Here is a 25,074-nt window from a genome sequence, read left to right as displayed (position 1 = left end):
TAAGCCACCATAAAAAACGGCATAGAAAACCCCAGTGCGGCAACACTGGGGTTTTTGTTGGTGTCCAGCATGGATACCTCATTTCTCTTAGCCTATCGGCATTATAGCATATGCAGATGAGGATTTCAATATACTGTCCAGTGTAAATTTGGTGTTTTCCTGCGATTAAGCCTGGAAAAGCCGGAGTAAATGAGCATATATATATAATACTAAATTTAATACTCTATCTCTAATACTCTATCTCGGAGAGCCGTTGTAAAGCCTCTTGTAAGCCAATTTGTCCCTGCTCATTTTTGGAGATAAATCTGATATACACCAGGAAGTTTGACCATATATTATTATCTAATACTTAATCTTAATCTAAACCTAAATCTGAGCCAGCCAATTGACAGCCAATGGCTGACAAATTTGCGCCACGGTACTGCAAAGCGATAAAGTGAGCTGTATGTGATATCAATTACCCAAAACACTTTCTAATCCTTCTTTGAATTTTTCATCACCTATCTCATATTCTCCCACATACCAAGAACCGTTATTATTTTTTTCAAGACTATATCTGCTATATGCATTATTGGACTCCCCATCAAAACAAATAATCAGTATTTTATCAAACGATAATAATTCCGATTTGCTTAAATAAGTTCTTAAATTTTTTGCAGCGTTGTTAATGTCATTTCCAACGGATTGACCATAAGAATAGGTATCCTCTGTATCGTATCTATAATTAATAACATATGTCGATTCCTGCAATTCATGGATGATGGAGCCATTGAATGATGAATAAAACCATAAATCATCCTCTGGTTGGCGTTCCGCAACAGAATCCCCGCCGTCAATCCCGTATTGTTTTGCGAGATCTCCTTGTGCAATTAACTGTTTGTTTTTTGTGTCATGGTTATAAAAAATTTTATCGTATAGAATATTAAATGCTGTTACGTGGTTTGCATCTTCCCCAGTGCAAAATAAAGTGGATGTAAAATCTGAAATACTTTTAAAATCCGTAATAGTCAATGCCATAAACACTTTGTCACAATTATACCCAAATGAAATATTTGAAAACTCGTTCTCAAATCCACTGGTTCCTAAAATATAAGCGCAAGCAGACAGAACTTCTTGCACATATTCAGTGGATGAGGAAGTATAACAATCGCTCAAATCAATATTCATACTATTTTCATCGGTAGTAATTTCGGCATTAGGAAAAACCGATGAGATGTATTGCGATATGTCTTTCAATTGCGTATTTGGAGAGGCGTTAGATTCCGATGAAGATATATTACCTTCTGGGGAAAGTTCCGTAGACGAAATTTCTGAAGAAGTATTATCTTCTGGAGATTGAGATGTGCGCCCACAAGCAGATAAAAAAAGACACAACGTTATAGAAGAATATATAATAACTTTTTTTATTGTTTTATTACAAAAAATATTGTGGGGGGGGGTAATAATAAAATTTAATTTTTTCATATACAAGAACTCCTTTTTTATAAAAAATAATATCATAATACATGATTATTTTAAACTACAATAAATTGAGTGTTACTTTTGAAAAAACTCAGAAAAAGTAAAAAAGGGTATTGACAGACTATCTACACGTGTTATATTAAACTCAATAAAACGAGTTACAAAACACAATAAAACGAGTCGAGGAAAGGGAGATAAGAATGACAAGAGAAGAAAAAATCAGAAATATCATGGATGCAACCGCAGAGGTTATCAAAAAGGAAACAGAGGCCGGGACAATGACCGCAGAGAAATTTGCTCATATCATGGAAAGCCAGAATAGTGCAATTTTAGCAATCGCATAAAGGAGGGTGTAAGAGAGTGAAACGGTTTGTAAAAGTTTATTAATCACATCCCGCTCCGGTCCGGGTGATGATCGGGAGAAAGGATACGTATGAATATCAATGAAATCACAATGGGAATGACTCCGCAGGAGAAGGAAATATATTTCAGGCATATGGAAAAGAGGCACGCCGAAGAGGCGGAGAAAGTGGAAGATGAAAAGAACAGATTAAAAAGCTACAAGGAAAGCTTGATTGAAGACATTCTGAAAATCCAGCCGGATTACTCATTAGATTATCTTAAAAAGCTCACAACTCGAAGTCTTGAGAGAATTTATGATTATATCTAAAACAGACGCGTAATAGAAACGCATAGTCCCGCCCCGGCCGGGTAAAGCCGGGAGAAAGGAAGAATATGTATACAGTATTTGAAGTCGATTATTATGGAAGGTGCCATAAGATCGGGCAAACACAAGACATGAAACAAGCTGAAAGGGTAGCAAGAAAAGGATTCAAAAAGAGAAAAAACGAATATCCCGTATTTATTGAAAATGGGAAACAGGTAGTTTTTAATTTAAAATGATGTCGGATACGTTTCGGCGCTGTAATGCACTGTATAGCGGTTCCAAGTCCGCAGGAAGAAGTCAGAGGACAGCGATTGGTATTGGTCAACAGGTTTTGCCGGTTTTTAATGAGAAAGCCGGAGGCGGTAAATATAGAGCAGAGAACGCCTGAAAATGCTCAATGATGGATAACAGGTTTGCTGGTTTTAAGGAGAAATCAGATAGGGAAAGGCAGGGCCAGAAAGAAACCCTCCGGCGGAGCGTGCGAGGCCGCTTGAACAGTACGCACCCAATCGCATATTCATCCACGGCAGGAAACGAAATCCTTCACGGAACTACAATCCGTGTCCCTGGAGGTACGGGAGTCTGCCAGAAGATAAGAAAACAGAGGAGGAATCAGGAAAATGCCAGTTGATGATATGAGAAAAGATGGCTGGCCGTTGAAGATTATAGGGAACGGCGGTTACCCGGCAACGCTGGTGGGGTGTCAGCCATTATTTGACGGGGATTATATGGGGATTTACAGATACCCAGGCGGAGATTGCTGCCATGATCTGGAAGAGATAAAAAAGTGCTTTGTGATTGTTGAGCAGTAGAGAGGAGAAAAGCCTATGAATAAAGAGTACAGAAAAAGATTGTTTGATATTCTGGAGCAGATTGACGAGTTGACGGAACCGGCGCAATTAAGTGCAGGAGAAGAAAGGCAGGAAGCAGGAGAAGAGGAAAAGAAAGAGATGTGGCCGGCTGGACACTGTGTAGAACCGAATCACGACCATAAGAAGAGATATAGTCCAGAATTCAAGAAAATGGTGGTCAAATTGAAAATGGAAGAAGGTTGGACTACTCCGCAGATTATTGCGCGTTACGGCGTATCAAAGGCGACCATCACAAAATGGTGCAGCGATGCGAGATATGAGAATCGGACAAAATTACAGGAAAAATCCAAGAAGCTTGAAAAGATTCAGCAGAAATATGAGCAAATAAAAGCAGAAAATGTATTCCTGAAACGAATCGTGATAATGATGCTCGGAAACGAAATGGAGGTAAGGCAGTGAAATTTTATCATGCAACGACTGAGGAAAATATGGAGAAAATCCTGGAAGACGGATGCATAAAGCATTCTGTCGGAAACGTGGTTTATCTTTGCAAAAAACCTTTGGACGCATGTAAGTTTTTGGTGATAAGAGGAATAAGGGAAATGTGCGTGATAGAGGTTAACATTAAAGAAAATCAAGTGGAGGAGTCCCTCGACCACAGTGAAGCGTTCTTCCGGTGTAAAGCATATACGCATAATGGAGACATTAAATTGTCCGGGGCGGAAGATGTGAGAACATACAGGTTTGACCTGTAAATATGCGAAAGGAGTCAGAAATGAACGCTTTAGAAAAAATCTTTCAGGGGTATTATGAGGAGCGGCTGGACGGCGGTAAGCCAGACTCGGCTGGGATGCAGGAGGTACATACAGGGCTGATTAAAGAATTGGAGCTTCAGAAGGTAAAGTATTCCGGTACTATTATGGAGATGGTCAGTGAATACGGTATGGAGGCGGAAAAAACCGGGTTTATGGCAGGCTTCCGGATGGCATGGGAATTATTGAAGAACATGCAGGAAGGTGAATAAACCAATGAAATGTGAGGACACTCAAAAAAATGAGCTGTCCTCTATTTTTTACTCAATTTTTGTAAAAAAGGGTATTGACACTATCTATCTACGTGGTATTATAAACTCAATAAAACGAGTTAAGGAAAGACAAAAACACATTAACATGAGCCAAAGGAGAATAAAGATGAAGAGATTTGAAAGTTACGAAGAATGCATGGAGGAGATTGAGAGAAGAAGAAATTCAGGATGGTATCAGAGCTGGGAGGGGTATGTGCTTGAACTCGATGGAGAGTATTATCCAGCGAAGGATGCTGAAGAGAGGCAGCATGCGATGGATTGTGGATGGAACTGGATTAAGAAGTAGACAGGAGGACTATTGATGGAACGGTACGAACTTGAGAATGGCAAGGTATTTGAGATCATACGGTGGCCAGATGGTTGCACAGTAGTGAAAGATGGAACAGTTGTTTATTCCGGTACATATTCCGGATGTCGTAGATATATAGAGAGCATGAAATAAAAGGAGGAGGGCATGACGATGGCAAAAATAATTCAATTTCCGGTTAAAAAGCAGGAGGTCAGTAATGGATATGATAACTTAGCGAGGTTGATTGCGGCCGCCACTACGCTTGACACGCTCAATTTTTATATTGAGAGTATCGGGGAACTGGAGGAACAGGGACGTCTCCTTGACGGGGAGGGAAAGAGGTTGACCGAACAGGGATGGGCAAAGCGGCTGGAAATTTCAGCTCCGGAGCCGAACGAGCCTGAGAAGGTGGAAGGAACCGGCGTGTATTCCTATACACCAGAGATGGGAGACCAGAAACCGGATTGTCAGATGGAAGCGCAGCTTTCTTATTACGGCAAGTACTATTTTGTGGACACACCGCTCAAACTGAAAGGCAGGGGAATCACCCTGATAAAGCAGTATGAGGAAAAGGATTTCTGTACTCCGGGAAATTATAGGGTAGGGTGGTACGAATACAGAGTAACGAAAAATGCTTTTGCAAAACTGAAAGAACAGTACAGTATCAGCATGGAAAGACTGCTGGATTAAACAAAAGGAGCCGGGCCGGAGCGGTTGTTCTCCGGCAGAAAGCGAGGGAAAGAATGAAAGGAGTAAAGCGAGAGACTGGATTATATCAGTACCATTGGCATACACGGTATGATTATATACCTTCCTCCAGAGAACAGGAGGAATTGTGATGCGGGAGATTCCAAACGAGGATACATACTGGGAGAGACGCCGGGAAGAATGGGAAAATCGAAATATATTCGGAAAATATCCTTGGGATGAGGTTGAGCCGGGATATGAGTCCGGCACTGTATATCTGGATGAGGAAATCGAGGAGATTGAAGCTCAAAAGGGGTATTTAATGGATGAGCTGACAGAAGGGGATCTGCTTGAAGTATTGGAAGATACAAAAGGAATTATAGCTGAAACGGCTGTCTGGAGGCCAGAGTTTGATGCTATTGACTATACCGTGATTGTGAAACAGGAGGAAAAAGAAAGTGCAGAATATTGTGGAATTCATAAAAAATGAGATGGCGGCAAGAGGAATGACCTATGACATTCTGTCAGAAAAATGCGGAATGAGCAGGCAGAACTTATGGGACAAACTGAACAAGAGAGTATATCCTAATTTTGGGAATGTAAGAAAAATACTGGCCGGTCTGGGATACGAATTATCTATCGAAAAGAAGATGGACGGCAGGGAGCCGGTGCAGGCAGATACGGAACAGTTTTTTGAGGTCGCAGAGTTGGAGCAGGTGAGCTATGACTGCATTGAGGAGCTGCTGGCGGCAATGGGATATGAATTAAAAATGAAAACTCAACAAAATGAGGAAAAAGTAAAAAAGGGTATTGACAGACTACCTACACGTGTTAAATTATAACCATAAACTCAATATAATGAGTTTTGGAAAGGCGAGTGAGAAAATGGAGGTTATAAAAGAAAACATGAACACCAAAGAAATGAGTTTAGCAGCAGAGTGGTTAAAGGTACACGGACATACCGATGCAGAGGTAATTGAATTCTTGGATTTTATAGCACAGAAGCCAGTAAAGGCAGAGAGACCACAAGAAAAAGAATAAGGCTCCGGGGCCTACCTGAGAAATAGAACCGGAGCCATAAATCCATAAGCCGGGGCGGTATCCACCTGCCGCCGCCTCGGCTTGATAGTATCACAGAGGCAGGAGAAAATCAAGAGGAAGGTGAAAACCGAAACGAAAGAAATCACAATGGAAGATATCAGAAGAGCAGATAGATATTGGGAAGACAGAGAACAGGATGTGTGGAGAGCAGCGCATGAAAACGGACTGAGTCACAAGTTAGAAGCTCTGATAAAAAGAACAGACTTCGATATGGGTAGTTTCCTGTTTGAATTATTCGATAATGGGGATGCAGACCTCAAGACAGTGGATATTTCGGCCGGATTAGTAGAGCTTTTTAATCATTGAAAACAATGTAAAAAGGAGGTTATGCAATGTCTGAAAAGATAGTTATTTGCAAATCCTGTGGAAAGCCTGAATACTGGGGCGAGATGATATGGCTTTCCGGAAAATGTATGTGCAGGGACTGTTACAAAACAGAGCTGGAATTAAGGATGGGAAGCGATTACATATGGGATGACCTGAACGGGAAAAGGCCAACCAGAGAAGAATACGAAGCACAGGAGGGCGTGGAAAATGCGTAAATATGAACTGAGTATAAGCGCGGATTATGTTCCGTCATGGGGAATCGTGGAAGGGGTGAGAGAGTTCTTCCAGAATGCGATTGACGAGGAAACAAGAGATAGCAGCAATAAAATGATGCTTTCGTATGATGCTGACAGGGAAGTCCTTCAGATTGGAAATAAGCACAGCGAGCTGGATATCAAATCCTTACTGTTCGGGAATACGACCAAGGATAAAGATGCGGAGATGATCGGAAACCACGGCGAGGGATATAAAATCGCCACAGTGGTTTTGCTGAGGAATAACAAGCAGGTGACATTTTATAATTACTGCCGCCGCGAGATATGGAGACCGAGACTGGTGAAATCGAAGAAATATGGCGGCGTTTTAGTTCCGACATTTTTCGTAGAAACATCAGCCATATGGGAAAAAGTGCCGGAGCACAGCCTGATTATTGAAATCGGAGGGATTACGTCAGAAGAATATGACCAGATAAAAGGGGCAAATCTCCATTTGCAAGAAGATTACGAAAGAGTACACACGATGTATGGAGACATCCTGAAGGATGAAAGATTCATTGGAAAAGTATTTGTCGGTGGATTGTATATCTGCGATGAACCGAGGCTCGAAATAGGGATTGATTTTAAACCTTGCTACGTCCGCCTGGAAAGAGACAGGAGTATGGTAAATTCCTTTGATGTTCAGTGGTATGCGTCAAGAATGATGGAGCAAGTAAAAGATGCGGAAATGCTGAAAAAATCCTTGTCCTCTTACAGTGGATATTACATTACACAGGAATGTGTACCAATGGATTTGAAAAACGAGATTGCTGAGGATTTTATTAATGAGTTTGGAGCAAAGGCGGTTCCTGTATCAAGCCAGTCTGATATGGAAGGAATGAAAAAACGGGGATATAAGCCAGTGATCGTGAGCGAATCAAAGAAAAAGGTTATTCTGGGTTCCGAATATTTCCAGGATGTAGAGGAGGAGAACAGAAAAATAAGAGAAATGCAGAGACCACTTACCGATAGATTGTGCGAGTTTATCGAGGAAATTGAGAGAAAGCTTGATGAAGATGAGGTCGTAGAGCTGTATGGATTTTTGGATGAGATTGCAGCATACGAGGCAAAAGAGGAGGGCTGATTATGGCGGAGAGAATTTATTATCCAATCAACGAAGAGCTGGCAAAACAGGCGCACGACATGATGTCATTCCGGGAATACAAAACCGGATCTCTGAAAGCGGAATACAAGGGATATGTAGACAGTGCATATAAAATTGCAGATAAGGCCGTAGAAGAAAGACCGGATGCGGAAGAGAGGATTTACGGTCTTGCGGCGAGGTATTCCAAGAAGATGGCCGATAATTTGAATGAACGGAGTAGGATTGGTTGCATGTGCCCGTCTGTAATGATTTCCGGAGCCGGGAACTTCTCTGTGAAGAAAAAGGAGCGGCAGAACGCCGCATCCGACAGAAATTATAAAGAATTTCAGGAAATCCAGAAAATTATTGATAAAATCCAGAGCATTGCCAACGGAAAAGATATTATTAAATCCGGGGACAAGGATGCCGTGGAGAAACTGGAGAAGAAGCTGGCTGGATTAAAAGAAAACCAGGAGAAAATGAAAGCGGCGAACAAGGCAATCCGCATGAAGGACACAGAGAAGGGGGATGCGGCATTGCGGGAATTGGGGTATACGGACAGGCAGATTGCTGAATTGCGAAAACCTGATTTTTGCGGAAGAGTAGGATATCCGTCTTACGCCCTGGCAAATAATAACCAGAATATCCACAGAGTGGAAGGACGCTTGAAAGCTCTGAAAGCGGCAAAAGAACGGGAAAACTCTGAAAGCGATAATAAGTATTTCCGCTCAGTAGAAAATACGGAAATCATGCGGTTACAGCTTTTCTTTGATGAAAAGCCAGATTCTGATATCAGGGATATTCTGAAAAAGAATGGTTTCCGCTGGTCGCCCCGCAACAAATGTTGGCAGAGACAGCTCACCAATAATGCCAGATATGCTATGAAACAGGTACTGAAATCTTTAGAGGAGGACGAAAAGTGAAGAAATATGTCACCACAAGAAAAGTGTATAAAGCAGTGAAAAAATACGACCATCAGCAGTTTGATGATTTCTGCACAAGGGTTTATATGAACGGGTACGAAGACGGGAAAAAAGCAGTCCCAGGAGTGGATGTAGAGGAAATTTTGAAAGCCGTATCCGATGTGAGAGGTGTAGGCCCGGCGCTGGCGGGGAAAATAAAAGCCGCAGTTAATGATCTGTTTCAAAAAAGTGAGGTGAAAGAGAATGAAAAATAAGCTTTCAGATTTGAACAATCATTTGTTTGCACAGTTGGAGAGGTTATCTGATGAGGATATAAAGGGAGAAGACTTGGACGAGGAAATCAGACGGGCGGAGGCAGTGTGCAATGTGGCAACACAGATTATTGACAATGGAAGCCTGGCTCTCAGAGCAGAGAAAATGAAACAGGAATATGGCCTTGGAACAGCCGCAGCTTTTGGATTTTTGGAGGATAAGAGTTGAAAATTCATTATTATTCCGACGAGGAACTGGATTTTCTCAGAAACTTTGCTTACGGGCATAGCTATAAAGAAGTCACGGATGCGATAAATGCAGAGTTTGGTCTTTCCTTGGGAGTGAACCAGATACGGTCATGCCTTAAAAACCATAAAATCACAACCGGGAGGACTGGGAAATTTGAAAAAGGCCATGTTCCGGCCAATAAGGGGAAACATCCTCCGACGAAGGGGAAAATGGCAGAGACACAATTTAAAAAAGGACATATCCCGAAAAACCGCAAGCCTATTGGAACAGTGAGTATCCGGCATAATTATAGGCGTGGCCAGAAATATGTGTATGAAAAAGTAGCCGAGCCGAATGTGTGGAGAATGAAGCATATTCTGGAATGGGAGAAGCATCACGGTCCGGTTCCGAAAGGGAAGGCAATCATATTTGTTGATGGGGATACGACTAACACTGATATAAGTAATCTGATTATGGTAGATCGTTCTCAACTTGTGGTGATGAACAGATGGAATTTAAAGGGAAGTAACAGAGAACTGATGGAGGCAGCCGCAAATACAGCGGCATTGAAAATCTCCATATCCAAAGCAAAGAAAAGTAGAAAAGAGAGGAGAAAAAGCAGAGATGATACAGGAGATTGAACTTAGCAAATTAAAAGTCCATCCGAGAAATGTGAGGAAAACCTATAAAGGGATTGATGAACTGGCGGAGAGCATCAAGGCTCAGGGGATCAGACAGAATTTAACCGTGGTGAAAAATCCAGAAGAAGACGATACATACTTGGTGGTGATCGGAAACAGGAGATTAAAGGCTGCAATTAAGGCCGGGATAGAGACAGCCCCATGCGAAGTGGCAGAGATGGATGAAAAAGAACAGTTGGAGACCATGCTGCTTGAGAATATGCAGAGGGATGATCTGACAATTTATGAGCAGGCACAAGGATTTCAAATGGTTCTTGATTTGGGAGAAACAGAGGAAGGGATTGCCAAGAAAACTGGGTTCAGTAAAACTACTGTGCGCCGCAGATTGAATATCGCAAAGCTTGACCAGAAGTTATTACAGGAGAAACAGGAGGAGGACGGATTTCAGATTTCCCTTACTGACTTATATGAGCTGGAAAAGATTAAAAGCTTGAAGAAACGGAATCAGATATTGAAAGACGCAAGAAATTCCAGGGAAATTACGAGCAGTGTTCAGAGAATTATCCAGGAAGAAAAGCAGAAGGCAAACGAAAAGAAAATCGTTGCCATGCTGAAAAAGAACGGTATTGAGGAGGCACCGGATAAAGCCAGGCAGGAAATCTATACAAGTAAGTGGGAGACAGTAAAGAGCTATTCTTTGAGGGAAGAACCGCCAAAGAAATTTGATGTAAAACCAGACGGAAAGGAAAAATTGTATTACCTAAAATACTGGAGTGAAGTCAGAATAATCCGTAAAGCAAAAAAGCAAAAACGGGAGCTGACGCCGGAGGAAAAACGCAGGTCTGAGAGGGACAGCCGGAGGAAAAAGATTAAGGCTATGGCAAAAGAGATGGCGACATGCCGGAGAGATTTCATCATGGATATTATCGCAGGGAAAATAAAGCCGTTGGAGAATACGGAGGGTGCAATGCTTTCTCTCTGGAAAGTGATAAGAAAAAGCGGCGCATATCTTACCGATGGAGATTTTATCGGATTTATTCTCGGGAAAAAATATTATAACGCTGAGGAGAACGAGATACAGGAAGCCAAGGAAACAGTGGAACGCCTTAATGCGATGGAGCAGACGCTGATTGCGGCATATATAGGTACAGCAGATATGGAACTGACAGAATGGCCTGTGAAGCACAATGAGAAAAACGGGAAGATTTTACAGGAATTTTACAATGTTTTGGCTCTTTATGGACATACATACAGTTCTGACAATGAGTTCAAACTGTTAAACGGAACACATGAACTTTACACGGAGGTAGAGATTGATTAAAGAGAGGGGCGATGGATATGGCAAAAGTAATCATGACAAAGAGGGATAACTGCGGAGATTATCAGGAAGAGATTATCTACAAAGCAGAAGGGGAGGAAGCCTTTGCACAGAAAATGTGTGAGAAATTCCTGAATGAATACGGGAACAAATCGGGCATCGCAATCCATGGAGCCACTGCGAAGGTAGCTGACATGCCGGAACCAGCACCGGGGTTAAAAGAGGACGTTGTTGCTATTTATGACGATGTGGGAATCCCGTCTTTTATGTATCGGATCACGAAAAAGAGAAATTGCGAACTTTTCCCTGGAGGAAGTGATAAAGTTCACCCAGCATTTATCATCGGAAATAAAGAATATGATGAAATATATATTTCTGTTTACGAGAACTGCAACATAAATGGAAAGCCGTACAGCCTGCCAATGCAGAAACCGTGGACAAACATCACCAATGATGAGGCGGCAAGGGTGTGCTTCTCAAAAGGAGAAGGATGGCATCTTATGACGAGGGCAGAATGGGGACTTGTTTCCGGGATTTGTGGGATGAGCGGCATTTTACCGCATGGGAATACAAATTATGGACAATATTACGCAGATGGAGATGAAGAAGGAATTATATATGAAGGTGGCGGAATTGTCCTGACGGGATCTGGACCGGAGACATGGACGCACAATCATAAAAAAGACGGCATCCATGACCTTTGCGGCAATGTCTGGGAGATGGTCAGAGGATTCCGTATTAAAAACAGCGTGTTGCAGGCGGCGAATAATAATGATGCAGCGTTGGACATTGATCTGACAGCAGAGGGCGATGATTGGCGGAATGTAGTAGATGATAGAGGGAAACCTATACATGTCAATGTGGCAGATGGAGAAATCACCTTTACAACGGATGATGATTTCTCACAGGGATATGCTGGTGTCAGATGGAGAAATGTCAGTATAGCTTGTGCATCCGAACAGCTGGGAGAGCTGGGGTTGTGGGATGGTGAAGAAAATGCTTACTTGTATGTTGACAGCACGGACGGAGAATATGTGCCGCTTTGTGGCGGCAGCTGCAACTACACGTCCAATGCGGGTGTGTTCTGCGTGAGCTTGGGCTACTCTCGTGCGTATTCCATCTCCTACATCGGGTTCCGCTCCGCTTATTACAGAAAACTGAATGACTGATAACTGTATATCTGAACTGGCGGCTGGAAAGTCGCCAGAAAGAGGTGATGGATATGGAAGAAAACAGGAAAGTAACATATAAGCATTTAAAAGTGGGACAGATGATAAAGGGAACAGAATATGGAAACTGCCATTCTGGATTTGTTGCGTATGTGAAAGATATAACCCCTGCGTTTGTGACCGTGGAAAAATGGAGAAAAGGAGGAGATGAGGAGAGGATTGATTCAAGAGCGCTCTTTCTGCTTCCCATGACAGAAGATGAAATCATTGAAAAATATAATAATGCAGCCGGGAAGATAATCGAAGCCATCCAGAATCCGATGCACCATGATGAAATCGGCGAAAAAGAAATGTGGAATGTGTGGCTTTCACCAAATCCGTGGGAAATGGCTCAGTTATGCAAAGCAAAGAAAGTCACTGTGATTGGACATTGCCGGGACATTGTGCCGAAGCACGCTATGTTCGGTGGAGATTTGTTAGACATTGGAGTATGCGCAGAGGATGAGGACGGATATAGGTTCTGGTGTCACTTTCGCAGTGAGTATATTACGGCTATGGCAAAGAGGTATCAAAGGTATCAGGAGTATAGAAAAAAGGGAAAGAAATTCCATTATGATGAACTGGTGCAGGCGTGCTTAGATGATATGGAAGGAGAATAGAAAATGGCGGCAGGAAAATGTAAGGCTGCTTATCATACCAATGAGCAGCACGGATATGGATGTGAAATAACTGGAGGCGCGTGCATGTTTTTGTTTCCCGACAGTAGGGCATGTGCAGAACGGTATGGAGAAGGACCGGACGCAGGAGAAAGCGAGGAGAACGAGAATGAAGATTGATATTGTAACGCCATACGGAAATAACCGATTTGATCTTGATGTAAACAAGGTTACTGCTCTTATCCAGATGGCATATAAATATTCCGAACTGGGAAGAGAAAATATGCTGGAAGAAAGCAAACCCGAGACGCTTCAGGACGCGGTTGCGGCAGCATGGGGTGTTGTTGCAGAGAAAGAAATGGAAAAGATTAAGGAAACACAGAAACCGTCTGAAATGGCGAATAGCGACGCCCATAGAGTACCGAAAAAAAGCCGGAATGACAGTCTGTTTGGCGAAGGGTGGAGAGATATAATTTCAAGAGGCTCTGAAGCGCGGAGTGATTACGAGCAAAGCGTAGATGGATACAAAGGATTTTTGTACATAAAATGCCCTGCTTGTGGGGAAATAAAAGGATTTTGCACAAAATCAGATATAACGGAGCACAGGTGCGAATGCGGCAATAAGGTTCCGCTGGAAGATTTAAAGCCGATGTACGTCCACTGTGAATGCGGGGAAGATTTTAAATACTACACAAATATGGACGAAGATAATTTTAATTATAAATGCATAAATTGTGGAGATATAGTGAAAATTCGGCTCAACACCAGGAAAACCGCATACGTTACCTCAAGGAAAAATCCTGCGGGGGGGGGATTGATATTTATAGAAAATATGGAATAAGGAAACCATCAAGAGCACGAAGAAGAGAAATAAGAATAGAATGACAGTGGAAGATCATTAGTAAAAGGGGAGGAATGATAGTGGAAAGATTAACACATAAAGCCAAATACGAAGCAGGATACAAACTAAATAAAGGCATAAAAGAATGGCAGGCAGTAGACCGTTTGGCAGGATATGAAAACACCGGATTGACGTCGGAACAGATTCTTGAGATGGACCGGTTGTATACAGAGAAATGCAGGGAAGTAGCGGAGCTACGGCAACGAGATACGCCGAAAACAGTGCAATCTATCAGGAAAGAAGATGACAGTAGGATGAAAGAAAAACCGCCAATGTTCAAGGAATACGAAAGCACACAGGCGATTGATTATGATGACGGATCCGGAGAGATAAAAAGAATCAGGTATGCAGACTGGATTTGTCCTACGTGCGGATGGTTTGTAGGAGAAAGATATATTCCAAGGATGCGCAGCCAACGGAAATCCAATTTTTGTTCCAGATGTGGACAAGCCATAGATTGGACAAAAATCAGCCAAGAAGAAAGAGAGGCGGCTAAAAAGCGAATGGAGGAATTAAGGATAAAGTTTTTCCCACAAATGGAAGAGTGGGACAATGAGTAGATGACAAATGAGCTTCTGGACGGAACATATCAGGAAAGAGGAGGCTGACGTGCAAGTGTTAGAGAAAATTCTGGAAGAGATACAAGATTTACATGGAAAAGTTGGAAGCGAATGCATATCTGAGGATTTTTATATGAAAAAATCTTGGGAGTATTGTCTCAAATGCGTAGAAGATATCATTTGCAAGTATGTGAATAACGATTGGATTTTGACGAAGGAATATCAGCCGGAAGAAGGCCAAGAAGTTTGGATCAGCACGAATGTGGGAAAGGTTGTCCGTGGGATGTATACAAATCGTTATGGTCCTACCAGGATAGAAGGATTTGTGTGTTCGGATGGGTTCAGGCGGTTAAGCGTTGTCTCTGCATGGCAACCATATTATGTGCCGGAGCCATATTGGCCAGAAAGGAGTGGAAAAAGTGTCAAAGAAAAAGAAAAGAGAAAAGAAAACATGTGAGAATTGCAGCAATGCAATATATTGCGGAGATGGAAGTCATGCATGTATGGAAAGCAAAGAGGGGCCTAAATGGGTAACAGAAGAGTGGGTACCGACAAAAGATTATTGCTGGTGCGGTGGAAGGAAATACAAAGAGTAGGAGGGTGGCGATGAATAAAGTAATTTTGATGGGAAGATTGACCAGAGATATTGAGATGAGATATACTGCCGGGGAGAATCCTATGGCTGTTGCGAGATACACTCTTGCTGTGCCGAGACGTTTCAAACGGGAGGGGGAACCGGATGCAGATTTTGTTTCATGCGTGGCATTTGGGAAGACGGCCGAGTTTGCGGGAAAATATTTCCGACAGGGAACAAAAATTGTAATTACCGGGAGAATACAGACTGGTTCGTATACAAATAGAGATGGGAGGAAGGTATATACAACGGATGTCGTGGTTGAAGATCAGGAGTTCGCGGAGAGTAAAAGCGCAAGTGAACTAAATTCCGGAAGACAATACGGTGATGAACAATATGGAGGCCAAAGTTCGGGAGGGTACCAACATAGCCAAAACCAGCAAAGGGAAGAACAACAATATCAGCAGCAATCATTTCCTACTTACAATGATGGGTTCATGAAAGTATCGGATGAGATAGATGAACAGCTTCCATTTCATTGATAAAAGATATGGAATATCTTCCTATTAAATAATAAACTAAACAAATGTTAGATTTCAGTTGTAACCCATTAACATGTGGGATGCGATGTTTATTTGTTGATATTGCTTTACAAAAAATTTGTTGATATTACTTTAGAAAAGATGTTGACTTTTTCGCCAGAATCGCATATTATAATATCAGCTAAGCAATAAAGAGAGTTAGCTTCCATGAAGAAACGAAATCCCTCAGAGTGGCACCTCTGAGGGATTTCTCGCTCTTTACGGTGAGCTATGCCGCTTAGGCTGTTTGCTGTCTATTTGTCACTGTCCAGCCATTTGCGTATGTAATAGCTAATTACATCCGCTGCGACAGTGACAAGCAATAATGAGAGAATATCTTCCATGCATCCACCCCCTTTCTGCTGGAGGTACGACAGCATGTTTATGATAACATATAAAAGGACAAAAATCTATCAATAAAATATAAAACATATTAAAACAATTAAAAATTAAGAAAGTTTCTCAACTACCCATTTTCCCCGGGTGTCAATATTGACACCCGGATTTTTTTGTGCTAATTTCATAACAGTGTTATGAAACGATGTTATGAATTGATGATGCGAAGACACAGACAATAAAATCATACAGACAGGAGAATCATATATGGCAAAACAGATCGAGGGCGTTTCGGAGAGGATTCTTCAATGCGCCAAAGAAGAATTTTTAAAAAACGGGTACAAGGATGCTTCCCTGCGGGTGATCGCTGCGGCGGCAGGTACCAGCACCAATTCCATCTATGTGCGGTTTAAAGATAAGCAGGGGCTGTTCCGGGCTATCGTGGAGCCGGCGGTGGACGGCATGATGAAGATGTTCATGGATATTCAGGAGACCTTTCATCAGTTTGATGAGCAGAAGCAGGTGGAAACCATGGGAAAGTACACTGCAGACGGGATGGAGAATATTATTGATTATATTTATGAGAATTTTGACGCTTTCCGGCTGGTGCTGGACGCTTCCTACGGAACGGAATTCCAGAATTTTGTGGATGATCTGACCCGCATTGAGGTGGAATACACTTATAAGTACATGGAGGTTATCGGATGTGAGAGTATTAGATCCGGACAGGTGACGGAGGAATTTCTGCATATTGTGACCAATGCCTATTTTGACAGCATATTTGAGATTGTGCGCCATCGGATGAAAAAGGAGGACGCCAAACGCTATGTGAAGATGCTGGAGCGATATCATATGGCGGGGTTCGATACCATTTTTTCGCCGGAAAAATATGAAGGGTGAGAGGTTTTATATTGAATTGTGCGTCAATGGGGCTGCCGGACCAAAACCGGCAGTCTTAAAATAAATCCTTTTGGTTAGCTTGAACTAATCAAAGAAAGGAAAAACTAATAAAAGGGAGGTATATGTATGCAAAGCAAAAGTCCGATGCTCCGGTTGTGGGAGCTGGGAAAAAGCGAGCACGGAGGTTTGGTACGGGCAATGATCTCGGCGGCGGCCGGAGTGCTTTTGGGGATGCTGCCCTATTTTGCGGCGGCGCAGATGATCATCGCCCTGCTGGGCGGAAACCGGGACTGGAATTTTTATGTCAGATGGTGTGTCATTGCTCTGGCGGGATATCTGATGCGCACGCTGCTCTATAATCTGGCGTTGTCCATGTCGCATCACGCAACGTTCTCCATCCTGAAAAATATCCGGGAGCGAGTGCTGGAAAAATTGCCGAAAATGCCTTTGGGGACGATCCTGGATACGTCCAGCGGCAAAATCAAACAGATTATCGTGGACCAGGTGGAGAGTATGGAAACGCCGCTGGCCCATCTGCTGCCGGAGATGATGTCGAATATTTTCGGGCCGGTGTGCATTTTTATCTATCTGTTTATCCTGGACTGGCGCATGGCACTGCTGTCTCTGGTATCCATTCCGGTGGGCATGGCATTTATGATGATGGTCATGGCCGGCTACGGGAAACAGTATGAGGGTTCCGTGCGGACCACCCAGGCCATGAATTCTGCCATTGTGGAGTACATCGGCGGCATTGAGGTGATTAAGGCGTTCAACCAGGGAAACAGTTCTTATGCGAAGTTTACAGATAAAATCATGGCAAACGCCGCATATTTTTATAATTGGATGAAGAGCTGTCAGTTTCCGGTATCCCTGTCCAAGGCGGTGGCGCCGGCCACTATGATTACCGTTCTTCCGGTGGGCTGGTTGTTGTATCAAAGCGGGAGTCTGCCGGTGGAGACATTTATTACCACGGTGGTGCTCTCTCTTGGAATTGCGGGACCACTGCTGGCGGCGATGAATTTTGTGGACAGTCTGGCCAGGGTAGGAACCATCGTCGGTTCGGTGGATGAGATTCTTGACGGAGAGGAGCAGGAGCACGGCACAGAAAATGTACGGTTTGACAACCGGAATATCGTGGTGGATCATGTGTCCTTCGGCTATCACGAGGACAAAGAGATTCTTCATGATGTGAGCCTGCGGATTCCGGAAGGAACCATGACAGCCTTTGTGGGGCCGTCCGGCGGCGGCAAATCCACCATCACGAGACTGATCGCAGGATTCTGGGATGTGAAGAAAGGCAGGATCACTATGGGGGACCATGATCTGCAGGAGATTCCCCTCACAGAACTTTATGACCAGATTGCCTTTGTGTCTCAGGATAATTATCTCTTCGATGATACCATACGGGAAAATATCCGTATGGGAAATGTGCGGGCCACCGACAGGAAGGTGGAGGAAGTGGCCAAAAGAGCTGGCTGCGACGGTTTCATCCGCCAGCTGGAAAATGGCTATGAGACCAGAGTCGGTGAGGGCGGCGCTCATCTGTCCGGCGGTGAGCGGCAGCGGATTGCTATTGCCAGAGCTCTCTTAAAAGACGCGCCGATAGTGATTTTTGATGAGGCGACCGCATACATCGATCCCGAGAATGAGGCTCTCATCCAGAGAGCAGTGGCAGAGCTTGTGCAGGGAAAGACCGTCATTGTCATTGCCCACCGGCTGTCCACCATCACCGACGCCGACCAGATCATCGTGGTGAAAGACGGGAGAATTGAGGCGGGCGGCACCCATGAGGAGCTTCTTTCCGGCTGCGCTTTGTACCGCTCCATGTGGCAGGCGCATCTGGGAGCAAAAGATAACCGGACGGAAGCAGACATCCGCCCGGCGACGGACGAAAACGCAGCCTGCGGCGAAGGAAAGGACGGTGGAAAAGCATGCTGAATATTTTAAAAAAGCTCTGGGACTTTGCCGGGGAGGAACGAAAAAATGTAAATGCATCCATTGGGATGGGATTTCTCTATGCGGTGTTCCATATGTTTCAGGTGGGGGCCATCTACTACGTGGTGCTGGCTCTGACAGAACATGAGCAGGGATATAGCGCAGCCTGGACAGCGCTTCTTCTGCTGGTCATCAGTATTGCGGGGAAGACGGTGACCAACTATTTTTCCCAGCTGCAGCAGACCCACGCCGGATATTTTATGGTGGCCAATAAGCGGGTGGCCATCGGCAATAAATTAAAAACTGTACCCATGGGATATTTTAACAGCAGTAATCTGGGAGAGATTACCGGCGTGGTCACCACGGTGCTGGAAGAATTGGAAAATACCGGGCCAGTGGTGCTGGTTAACATGCTGGGCGGATTGATGAATGCGCTGGTGTTTCTTGAGCTGGTGCTTATCTTTGACTGGCGCGTCGGTCTGCTGGCAGTGGCAGGAACAATCCTCTATCTGTTGATCACCTCTTCCATGGAAAGAAAGTCCGCAAAGATCGCGCCGAAAAGGCAGGCCTCCGAAGCCAGGATGGTCAGCGCTGTGCTGGAACAGATTCAGGGGATGAGCGTTATCAAATCTTTTAATCTGACAGGAAAAGGAGATAAAAAAGTGAGAGACGCCCTGGAAGAAAACCGCAGATACAATTTTGCCATGGAGAGGCTTTTTACCTCGTATACCATGGCTCAGGGATTTGTCCTGCAGGCATTCGGGGTACTGATCATGCTGGCGGCGGTATACTTTTATCTCCATGGCACCATGAGCCTTGCCAATACTCTGATGTCTATCATCATTTCATTTCTGGTATTCAGCCAGATTGAGTCGGCCGGAAGCGGCATGGCCATGCTCCGGCTGGTGGGAAGTTCCATTGACCACGCCAATCAGACTGACGTCATACCGCAGATGGATGAGGGCGGCAGTGCAATTCACCCGGAGAGTCATGATATCATGTTGGAAAATGTACATTTTTCTTATGGAAATAAAGAGATTCTCCGCGGCATCACCGTGCATCTGCCGGATAAGACCACTACGGCCATCGTCGGTCCCAGCGGCTCCGGCAAAACGACGATGTGTAATCTCATTGCCCGTTTCTGGGACGTAAATCAGGGAAGCATCCGCATTGACGGAAAAGATGTGAGGGAATATACCCTGGAATCGCTCATGGATCAGATCAGTATGGTATTTCAGAATGTGTATCTTTTTGCTGATACCATCGAGAACAATATCAAATTCGGAAAACCTGACGCCACTCACGAGGAAGTTGTGGCGGCGGCCCGGCAGGCCTGCTGCGATACATTTATTGAGGCGCTTCCGGATGGCTACCAGACTGTGATCGGTGAAGGCGGCGCCTCTCTGTCCGGAGGAGAAAAACAGAGGATCAGCATTGCCCGCGCCATGATCAAGGACGCACCCATCGTCATCCTTGACGAGGCCACGGCAAACATAGATCCCGAGAATGAGGACCGGCTGCAGAAAGCCATCGAGGCACTGACCCGGGACAAAACCATCATCATGATCGCCCACCGACTGAAAACGGTGCGCAATGCCGACCAGATCCTCGCCATTGATAAAGGAGAGCTGGTACAGAAAGGCCGGCATGAGGAGCTGATAAAACAAAAAGGCCTTTACGCCGATTTTGTCACGGGACGTCAGGAAGCCATCGGCTGGAAACTGCAAAAATAAGAGATGCAGTGTCCGCCGGAAGCTGCCCGGGGACGCACCTCAATGATAAAGTTTATTAAGAATCACTTATTGAATATTTTTCACCAATAGCGCTGCCGTCCACTCGTTGACTGGCAGCGTTTCCAATGCTATATTGATAATCAGATTATCGATAATCAAATTATCAAATAAATGTGCACAGGAGGAAGAAATTATGGCAAAGGCAGACCGCAGTATTGATCCGCGTATTCTGGTCAGTGCGAAAGAAGAATTTTTAGAGTTAGGTTTTGAAAAAGCATCTCTGAAAACCATCTGCGAGAAGGCCCGGGTGACCACGGGAGCGCTCTACAAACGCTATAAAGGAAAAGAGGATCTGTTCTGCGCTGTGGTGGCAGATACGGTGGCGGATCTCCAGGTGATTCTTCAGGAAAAGAAGGGAAGCGGTCCGGAGAAACTCTCCGATGAAGCCCTGATAAAGGCGTGGGATATGGATGTGAGTTATATGATGTGGTGGTTTGAGTATCTTTATGAGCGTCACGACGGATTCGTACTTTTGCTGAAATGCGCGGAGGGTACCTGTTATTCGCATTTCCAGCATGACTGGGTGGAAGAGATGACGGGAGCCACGTATGGGTATTATGAGGAGGCGTTCCGGAGGGGGCTTACCACGGTAAAAATGTCCCGTCAGGAAATGCACATCCTGCTTTCTGCATTCTGGGAGACTATTTATGAACCTTTCATTCATGATTATACCTGGGAACAGATAGAAGAACACTGCCTGATGGTATGCCGGCTCTTTGACTGGTACCGGGTGTTCGGTTTTCCTTTGCCGGAAAATAGCAATGGATAAGTGTTAAAAACTTATCCAGGCCGGAAGGGGGAGAAAATTTGTTCAAAAAAGTGATGGAATACGCAGGGGAATACCGCGCAAAAACGTGGCAGGCCATGGTGGTGATGCTGGCGGGGGTCGCCGTGAGCGTACTTCCCTATCTGTTTGTATTTCAGATCATCGCGCCACTGCTGTCCGGCGGCAGTCTGACGGTGGCGGCAGGCAGTTTTCGGGTGGCTGCCATTGCTCTTTGCATGGTGCTGTATGCACTTTTGTATGTAAAGGGACTGGATCTGTCCCACGAGTCCGCCTATCACACACTGATGAACCTGCGGATTTCTCTGCAGGGAAAGCTGGAAAAACAGCCTCTGGGCGCCATTCAGGAAAAAGGCGTCGGTTCACTGAAAAAAATGTTCATTGATGATATTGAATCCATAGAACTGCTGCTGGCCCATGCTCTGCCCGAGGGTGTGGCCAACATCGCTGTTCCGGTTTTTGTATTTATCGCCATGTTTTTTGTGGACTGGAAACTGGCGCTGTTGTCTTTGTGCTCTCTGCCCCTGGGGTTTGTGGCCATGATGTTCATGTATCGTGCAGGAACCAGCAAGATGGATGCTTATTACGGTGCGGCGAGAAAGATGAACAATACCATTGTGGAATACATTAACGGCATGGAAGTAGTAAAGGTGTTTAACCGGGACGGGGAGTCCTATCAGAGGTTTGAGACCGATGTGAAAAATTACCGGGACTTTACTCTGGACTGGTACAAAGTATGCTGGCCATGGATGGCCCTTTACAACAGTATCCTGCCCTGCGTGTCGCTGTTCGTTCTGCCTGTGGGCAGTTATCTGGTGCTGCGGGGGTATTCCACTCTGCCGGATCTGGTCCTGGTGCTGTGCATGTCTTTCGCGGTGGGCGCGCCTCTGCTGCGTTCTTTGAGTTTTCTGTCCACGCTGCCGCAGATCAATTATAAGATTGAGAGCCTGGAAACCATGATGAATACACCGCCGCTGCAGCAGTCAGAGGAGCCGTTTGCCGGCGCCGGATATGACATTTCTTTTGAAAATGTACGGTTTACTTATAAGGAAGAAGAGGTGCTCCACGGCATTTCTCTGAAGGTGCCGGAGGGCAGCCTGACGGCTCTGGTGGGGGAATCGGGCAGCGGGAAATCCACTCTGGCAAAGCTGCTGGTCCATTATTATGACGTGGACAGCGGTGCAGTGAGAATTGGCGGGCAGGACATCCGGGAAATGAGTCTGGAAGCCCTGAATGATCAGATCTCTTACGTATCCCAGGAACAGTTTCTGTTTAATATGAGCTTATTTGAAAATATCCGTCTGGGCAGGCTTGACGCCTCCGATGAGGAAGTGATGGAGGCGGCCGAAAAGGCCCAGTGTATGGAATTTCTCGGGCGTCTGGAGAAAGGGATTCACACCATGGCGGGAGACGGCGGCCGGCAGCTTTCCGGCGGAGAGCGGCAGCGCATTTCCCTGGCCCGGGCGATTTTAAAAGACGCGCCGATCATTATCCTTGACGAGGCGACCGCATTCATGGATCCCGAGAATGAGGAGAAAATGAACGAGGCTATCGCCGAGGTCATCCGCGGAAAAACAGTGATCGTCATCGCCCACCGGCTTCTTTCTATTATAAATGCGGATCAGATCTGTGTGCTGTCAAAAGGCAGAGTGGCGGATGCAGGCACCCATGAACAGCTCCTGGAGCGGTGTCCGGCCTACCAGAGTCTGTGGAAGGCAGCAGGGGAAAGCGCGGCCTGGAAAGTCAGCGCCAGAGAAAAAGGAGCAGGGGAGGAAAGCGAAGTTTGGAAGTGAACTTCCAAATCTACCATTATTGACGCAGCAAATGCGTCAGGAAAGAGGAAAATATGATTACATTAATAAGAAGAATTTTACATGTGTCCGGACAATATAAGGGACGGATTCAGGCGGCGTTTGTATTTTCCTTCCTGAAATCCGTTCTGGCAAAGGCGCCCATCGGCATTGCTTTTCTGGTGTTGTCGGCGTTCTACCGGGGAACTATGACGGCGGAAATGTGTCTGGCAGCCGGAGCCGGCATGATTGTCTGCGTTTTGCTGCAGGTGATCTTCCAGCATGCGGCGGACCGGCTGCAATCTGCCGCTGGTTTTATGGTACTGGCCGATAAACGTATGGAGCTGGGACGGCATCTCAGGAAGATGCCTATGGGGTATTTCACGGAAGGAAATATTGGTAAGATCAGCTCCGTTCTTTCCACCGACATGGTATTTATTGAGGAAAACAGCATGACGGCGCTGGCCGATATGATGAGTTACATTTTTGCGGAAGCCATCATGATCGTGTTTCTGCTGCTTTTCAATGTATGGCTGGGGCTTGCCGGCATTCTGATCATACTGCTCATCTTGCTGGTGGCGAAAAAAATGAACCGGGAGAGCATGGAAGATTCCAATATCCGTCAGGAGCAGAGCGAAAATCTCACAGAAGCGGTGCTGGATTTCGTGGAAGGCATCGGCATCGCCAAAAGCTATAATCTGCTGGGGGAGAAATCAAAAGAGCTGACGGCTAATTTCAGAAAAAGCTACCGGACCAACATGGATTTTGAAAAGAACCATGCGCCGTGGCAGCGGCGGCTGAATCTCATCTATGGGCTGGGCGCCGTGGCGATCATGGTTCTCGCTTTGTATCTGACCGCAATGGGACAGATGGACGTAACCTATCTCATTGGAATCATGCTGTTTGTTTTTGACCTGTTCGGGCCAGTGAAAGCACTCTACAGCCAGAGTACCAGGCTGACGGTCATGAACAGCTGTCTGGACCGGATGGAGGAAGTGTTTGGGGAAGCGGAACTGCCCGATGAGGGCAGTCAGAGGATACCGGAAGCCGTCGCCGGCGTTCCGGAGATTGAGTTTAGGCATGTACATTTTGCTTACGGGGAGAAAGAAGTTCTCCATGACATTTCTTTTTCTGTGAAACGGAATACCATGACAGCATTGGTGGGGCCGTCCGGCGGCGGCAAATCCACCATCGCCAGTCTTCTGACCCGTTTCTGGGATGTAAAGTCCGGGCAGGTGCTCGTGAGGGAAAAAGACATCCGGGATGTGCCCCTCCATGATCTGATGGATCACATATCCATGGTGTTTCAGAGGGTATACCTGTTCCAGGATACCGTTTACAATAATATCAGTATGGGACGGCCGGACGCATCCAGGGAGGAAGTCATCGAGGCGGCGAAAAGAGCGCGCTGCTATGACTTTATCATGAAACTGCCGGATGGCTTTGACACGGTGATCGGCGAGGGCGGCGCCACTCTCTCCGGCGGGGAGCAGCAGCGCATCTCCATCGCCCGGTGTATTCTGAAGGACGCCCCGATCATTATCCTTGACGAGGCCACAGCCAGCGTGGACGCTGATAATGAAAGTTACATCCAGGAGGCTATCAGCGAGCTCTGCCGGGGCAAAACTCTTCTGGTCATCGCCCACCGGCTGAACACCATCCGCCATGCCGACGAGATTCTGGTCATCGCCGACGGAAGGACCACAGAATGTGGAACTCACGAGAAGTTGATGAGACAACACGGCGTGTACGAAAGCTTTGTTACCGTCCGGGAACACAGCCGGGGCTGGAACCGCCGCCGGAAGAGGGCGTAATGAACTGACGCGAAAAAAGCATAAAGAACCGCCGCCGGAAGAGGGTATGACGGACCGCCGGCGAAGGAGAGCATGACGAACCGTCGTGGGGAAGGACATAAGAACTATCAGCGGAAAAGGGCGTACCTGGATGGCCCTCTGACCGGGACATGC

Annotated in this window: 35 protein-coding genes; 34 read left to right on the top strand and 1 reads right to left on the bottom strand. The window is 45.4% G+C overall.

The features are described 5' to 3' along the window. Positions 1–453 precede the first annotated feature (453 nt). A complete protein-coding gene (locus B5E53_RS07060; protein ID WP_140401453.1) occupies positions 454–1,464 on the bottom strand; it encodes a hypothetical protein in 1,011 nt (336 codons plus the stop codon). Positions 1,465–1,661: 197 nt separating this feature from the next. Here B5E53_RS07060 and B5E53_RS19150 point away from each other — a divergent pair, with 197 nt between their 5' ends. From B5E53_RS19150 to B5E53_RS06900, 34 genes are all read left to right on the top strand, one after another. Continuing rightward, entirely contained in the window at positions 1,662–1,805 is a 144-nt protein-coding gene (locus B5E53_RS19150) for a hypothetical protein (protein ID WP_162611826.1), read from the top strand. 89 nt (positions 1,806–1,894) lie between these two features. Next, entirely contained in the window at positions 1,895–2,131 is a 237-nt protein-coding gene (locus B5E53_RS07050; RefSeq protein ID WP_087313521.1) for a hypothetical protein, read from the top strand. 65 nt (positions 2,132–2,196) lie between these two features. Then, on the top strand, positions 2,197–2,364 hold the full coding sequence (locus B5E53_RS19145) for a hypothetical protein (protein WP_162611825.1): 168 nt from the start codon (positions 2,197–2,199) through the stop codon (positions 2,362–2,364). A 384-nt stretch (positions 2,365–2,748) separates the two neighbouring features. Then, complete coding sequence (locus B5E53_RS07040; RefSeq protein ID WP_087313517.1) at positions 2,749–2,940, top strand: hypothetical protein; 192 nt, start codon at positions 2,749–2,751, stop codon at positions 2,938–2,940. Positions 2,941–2,955: 15 nt separating this feature from the next. Beyond that, the gene (locus B5E53_RS07035; RefSeq protein ID WP_087313515.1) at positions 2,956–3,399 is read left to right on the top strand and encodes a transposase; all 444 of its coding nucleotides are present in this window, start codon (positions 2,956–2,958) and stop codon (positions 3,397–3,399) included. Next, positions 3,396–3,695: a hypothetical protein gene (locus B5E53_RS07030; RefSeq protein ID WP_087313513.1), complete on the top strand. Its 300-nt coding sequence runs from the start codon at positions 3,396–3,398 to the stop codon at positions 3,693–3,695. Before B5E53_RS07035 ends, B5E53_RS07030 begins: the two co-directional genes overlap by 4 nt. Positions 3,696–3,715: 20 nt before the next feature. Continuing rightward, a complete protein-coding gene (locus tag B5E53_RS07025) occupies positions 3,716–3,964 on the top strand; it encodes a hypothetical protein (RefSeq protein WP_087313510.1) in 249 nt (82 codons plus the stop codon). Further along, a complete protein-coding gene (locus B5E53_RS19140; protein ID WP_162611824.1) occupies positions 3,957–4,310 on the top strand; it encodes a hypothetical protein in 354 nt (117 codons plus the stop codon). Before B5E53_RS07025 ends, B5E53_RS19140 begins: the two co-directional genes overlap by 8 nt. A 15-nt stretch (positions 4,311–4,325) precedes the next feature. Further along, the gene (locus tag B5E53_RS19135; RefSeq protein ID WP_162611823.1) at positions 4,326–4,466 is read left to right on the top strand and encodes a hypothetical protein; all 141 of its coding nucleotides are present in this window, start codon (positions 4,326–4,328) and stop codon (positions 4,464–4,466) included. Between the two features lie 18 nt (positions 4,467–4,484). Beyond that, positions 4,485–5,003 (top strand): hypothetical protein, encoded by a 519-nt coding sequence (locus tag B5E53_RS07015; protein WP_087313506.1) that lies wholly within the window; start codon positions 4,485–4,487, stop codon positions 5,001–5,003. A 148-nt stretch (positions 5,004–5,151) separates the two neighbouring features. Beyond that, positions 5,152–5,490, top strand: a complete 339-nt coding sequence (locus B5E53_RS07010) for a hypothetical protein (RefSeq protein WP_087313504.1) — start codon at positions 5,152–5,154, stop codon at positions 5,488–5,490. Next, positions 5,471–5,842 carry a helix-turn-helix transcriptional regulator gene (locus tag B5E53_RS07005; RefSeq protein WP_162611822.1) on the top strand — a complete coding sequence of 124 codons (372 nt, stop codon included), beginning with the start codon at positions 5,471–5,473 and terminating at the stop codon, positions 5,840–5,842. The genes B5E53_RS07010 and B5E53_RS07005 overlap by 20 nt, the downstream gene beginning before the upstream one ends. Continuing rightward, complete coding sequence (locus B5E53_RS19130) at positions 5,829–6,041, top strand: hypothetical protein (protein ID WP_087313500.1); 213 nt, start codon at positions 5,829–5,831, stop codon at positions 6,039–6,041. The genes B5E53_RS07005 and B5E53_RS19130 overlap by 14 nt, the downstream gene beginning before the upstream one ends. 147 nt (positions 6,042–6,188) lie before the next feature. Then, the gene (locus B5E53_RS06995; protein WP_162611821.1) at positions 6,189–6,407 is read left to right on the top strand and encodes a hypothetical protein; all 219 of its coding nucleotides are present in this window, start codon (positions 6,189–6,191) and stop codon (positions 6,405–6,407) included. Between the two features lie 26 nt (positions 6,408–6,433). Beyond that, positions 6,434–6,643, top strand: coding sequence for a hypothetical protein (locus B5E53_RS06990; RefSeq protein ID WP_087313496.1), 210 nt, complete (start codon positions 6,434–6,436; stop codon positions 6,641–6,643). Beyond that, a complete protein-coding gene (locus B5E53_RS06985) occupies positions 6,636–7,766 on the top strand; it encodes a hypothetical protein (RefSeq protein ID WP_087313494.1) in 1,131 nt (376 codons plus the stop codon). Before B5E53_RS06990 ends, B5E53_RS06985 begins: the two co-directional genes overlap by 8 nt. A 2-nt stretch (positions 7,767–7,768) precedes the next feature. After that, positions 7,769–8,689: a hypothetical protein gene (locus tag B5E53_RS06980; protein WP_087313492.1), complete on the top strand. Its 921-nt coding sequence runs from the start codon at positions 7,769–7,771 to the stop codon at positions 8,687–8,689. Then, positions 8,686–8,943, top strand: a complete 258-nt coding sequence (locus B5E53_RS06975) for a hypothetical protein (protein WP_087313490.1) — start codon at positions 8,686–8,688, stop codon at positions 8,941–8,943. Before B5E53_RS06980 ends, B5E53_RS06975 begins: the two co-directional genes overlap by 4 nt. Continuing rightward, entirely contained in the window at positions 8,933–9,169 is a 237-nt protein-coding gene (locus B5E53_RS06970; protein ID WP_087313488.1) for a hypothetical protein, read from the top strand. Before B5E53_RS06975 ends, B5E53_RS06970 begins: the two co-directional genes overlap by 11 nt. Beyond that, entirely contained in the window at positions 9,166–9,810 is a 645-nt protein-coding gene (locus B5E53_RS06965; RefSeq protein WP_087313486.1) for an HNH endonuclease signature motif containing protein, read from the top strand. Before B5E53_RS06970 ends, B5E53_RS06965 begins: the two co-directional genes overlap by 4 nt. Continuing rightward, positions 9,794–11,131: a ParB/RepB/Spo0J family partition protein gene (locus B5E53_RS06960; protein WP_087313484.1), complete on the top strand. Its 1,338-nt coding sequence runs from the start codon at positions 9,794–9,796 to the stop codon at positions 11,129–11,131. Before B5E53_RS06965 ends, B5E53_RS06960 begins: the two co-directional genes overlap by 17 nt. Positions 11,132–11,148: 17 nt before the next feature. Continuing rightward, on the top strand, positions 11,149–12,297 hold the full coding sequence (locus tag B5E53_RS06955; RefSeq protein ID WP_140401451.1) for a hypothetical protein: 1,149 nt from the start codon (positions 11,149–11,151) through the stop codon (positions 12,295–12,297). 53 nt (positions 12,298–12,350) lie between these two features. Then, on the top strand, positions 12,351–12,956 hold the full coding sequence (locus B5E53_RS06950) for a hypothetical protein (protein WP_204245501.1): 606 nt from the start codon (positions 12,351–12,353) through the stop codon (positions 12,954–12,956). 3 nt (positions 12,957–12,959) lie between these two features. Then, positions 12,960–13,133, top strand: coding sequence for a hypothetical protein (locus tag B5E53_RS19475; protein WP_204245500.1), 174 nt, complete (start codon positions 12,960–12,962; stop codon positions 13,131–13,133). Continuing rightward, positions 13,123–13,794: a hypothetical protein gene (locus B5E53_RS06945; protein WP_087313480.1), complete on the top strand. Its 672-nt coding sequence runs from the start codon at positions 13,123–13,125 to the stop codon at positions 13,792–13,794. Before B5E53_RS19475 ends, B5E53_RS06945 begins: the two co-directional genes overlap by 11 nt. Before the next feature lie 80 nt (positions 13,795–13,874). Beyond that, the gene (locus tag B5E53_RS06940; protein WP_087313478.1) at positions 13,875–14,414 is read left to right on the top strand and encodes a hypothetical protein; all 540 of its coding nucleotides are present in this window, start codon (positions 13,875–13,877) and stop codon (positions 14,412–14,414) included. A 55-nt stretch (positions 14,415–14,469) separates the two neighbouring features. Further along, positions 14,470–14,871, top strand: coding sequence for a hypothetical protein (locus tag B5E53_RS06935; RefSeq protein ID WP_140401450.1), 402 nt, complete (start codon positions 14,470–14,472; stop codon positions 14,869–14,871). Between the two features lie 149 nt (positions 14,872–15,020). Continuing rightward, positions 15,021–15,530 (top strand): single-stranded DNA-binding protein, encoded by a 510-nt coding sequence (locus B5E53_RS06930; RefSeq protein ID WP_087313475.1) that lies wholly within the window; start codon positions 15,021–15,023, stop codon positions 15,528–15,530. A 642-nt stretch (positions 15,531–16,172) separates the two neighbouring features. Further along, on the top strand, positions 16,173–16,805 hold the full coding sequence (locus B5E53_RS06925) for a TetR/AcrR family transcriptional regulator (protein ID WP_087313473.1): 633 nt from the start codon (positions 16,173–16,175) through the stop codon (positions 16,803–16,805). A gap of 126 nt (positions 16,806–16,931) precedes the next feature. Beyond that, the gene (locus B5E53_RS06920; RefSeq protein ID WP_087313471.1) at positions 16,932–18,743 is read left to right on the top strand and encodes an ABC transporter ATP-binding protein; all 1,812 of its coding nucleotides are present in this window, start codon (positions 16,932–16,934) and stop codon (positions 18,741–18,743) included. Further along, entirely contained in the window at positions 18,737–20,473 is a 1,737-nt protein-coding gene (locus B5E53_RS06915) for an ABC transporter ATP-binding protein (protein WP_087313469.1), read from the top strand. The genes B5E53_RS06920 and B5E53_RS06915 overlap by 7 nt, the downstream gene beginning before the upstream one ends. Before the next feature lie 193 nt (positions 20,474–20,666). Beyond that, a complete protein-coding gene (locus B5E53_RS06910) occupies positions 20,667–21,302 on the top strand; it encodes a TetR/AcrR family transcriptional regulator (protein ID WP_087313467.1) in 636 nt (211 codons plus the stop codon). Positions 21,303–21,340: 38 nt separating this feature from the next. Further along, on the top strand, positions 21,341–23,110 hold the full coding sequence (locus tag B5E53_RS06905) for an ABC transporter ATP-binding protein (RefSeq protein ID WP_087313465.1): 1,770 nt from the start codon (positions 21,341–21,343) through the stop codon (positions 23,108–23,110). Between the two features lie 53 nt (positions 23,111–23,163). Continuing rightward, positions 23,164–24,921, top strand: coding sequence for an ABC transporter ATP-binding protein (locus tag B5E53_RS06900; RefSeq protein WP_087313463.1), 1,758 nt, complete (start codon positions 23,164–23,166; stop codon positions 24,919–24,921). The last annotated feature ends 153 nt before the right edge of the window (positions 24,922–25,074 follow it).

This window comes from Eubacterium sp. An11, from assembly GCF_002161065.1.
In the GTDB taxonomy this organism is placed as follows: Bacteria; Bacillota; Clostridia; order Lachnospirales; family Lachnospiraceae; genus Anaerobutyricum; species Anaerobutyricum faecale.
This window is presented reverse-complemented; position numbering and strand designations above follow the sequence as displayed.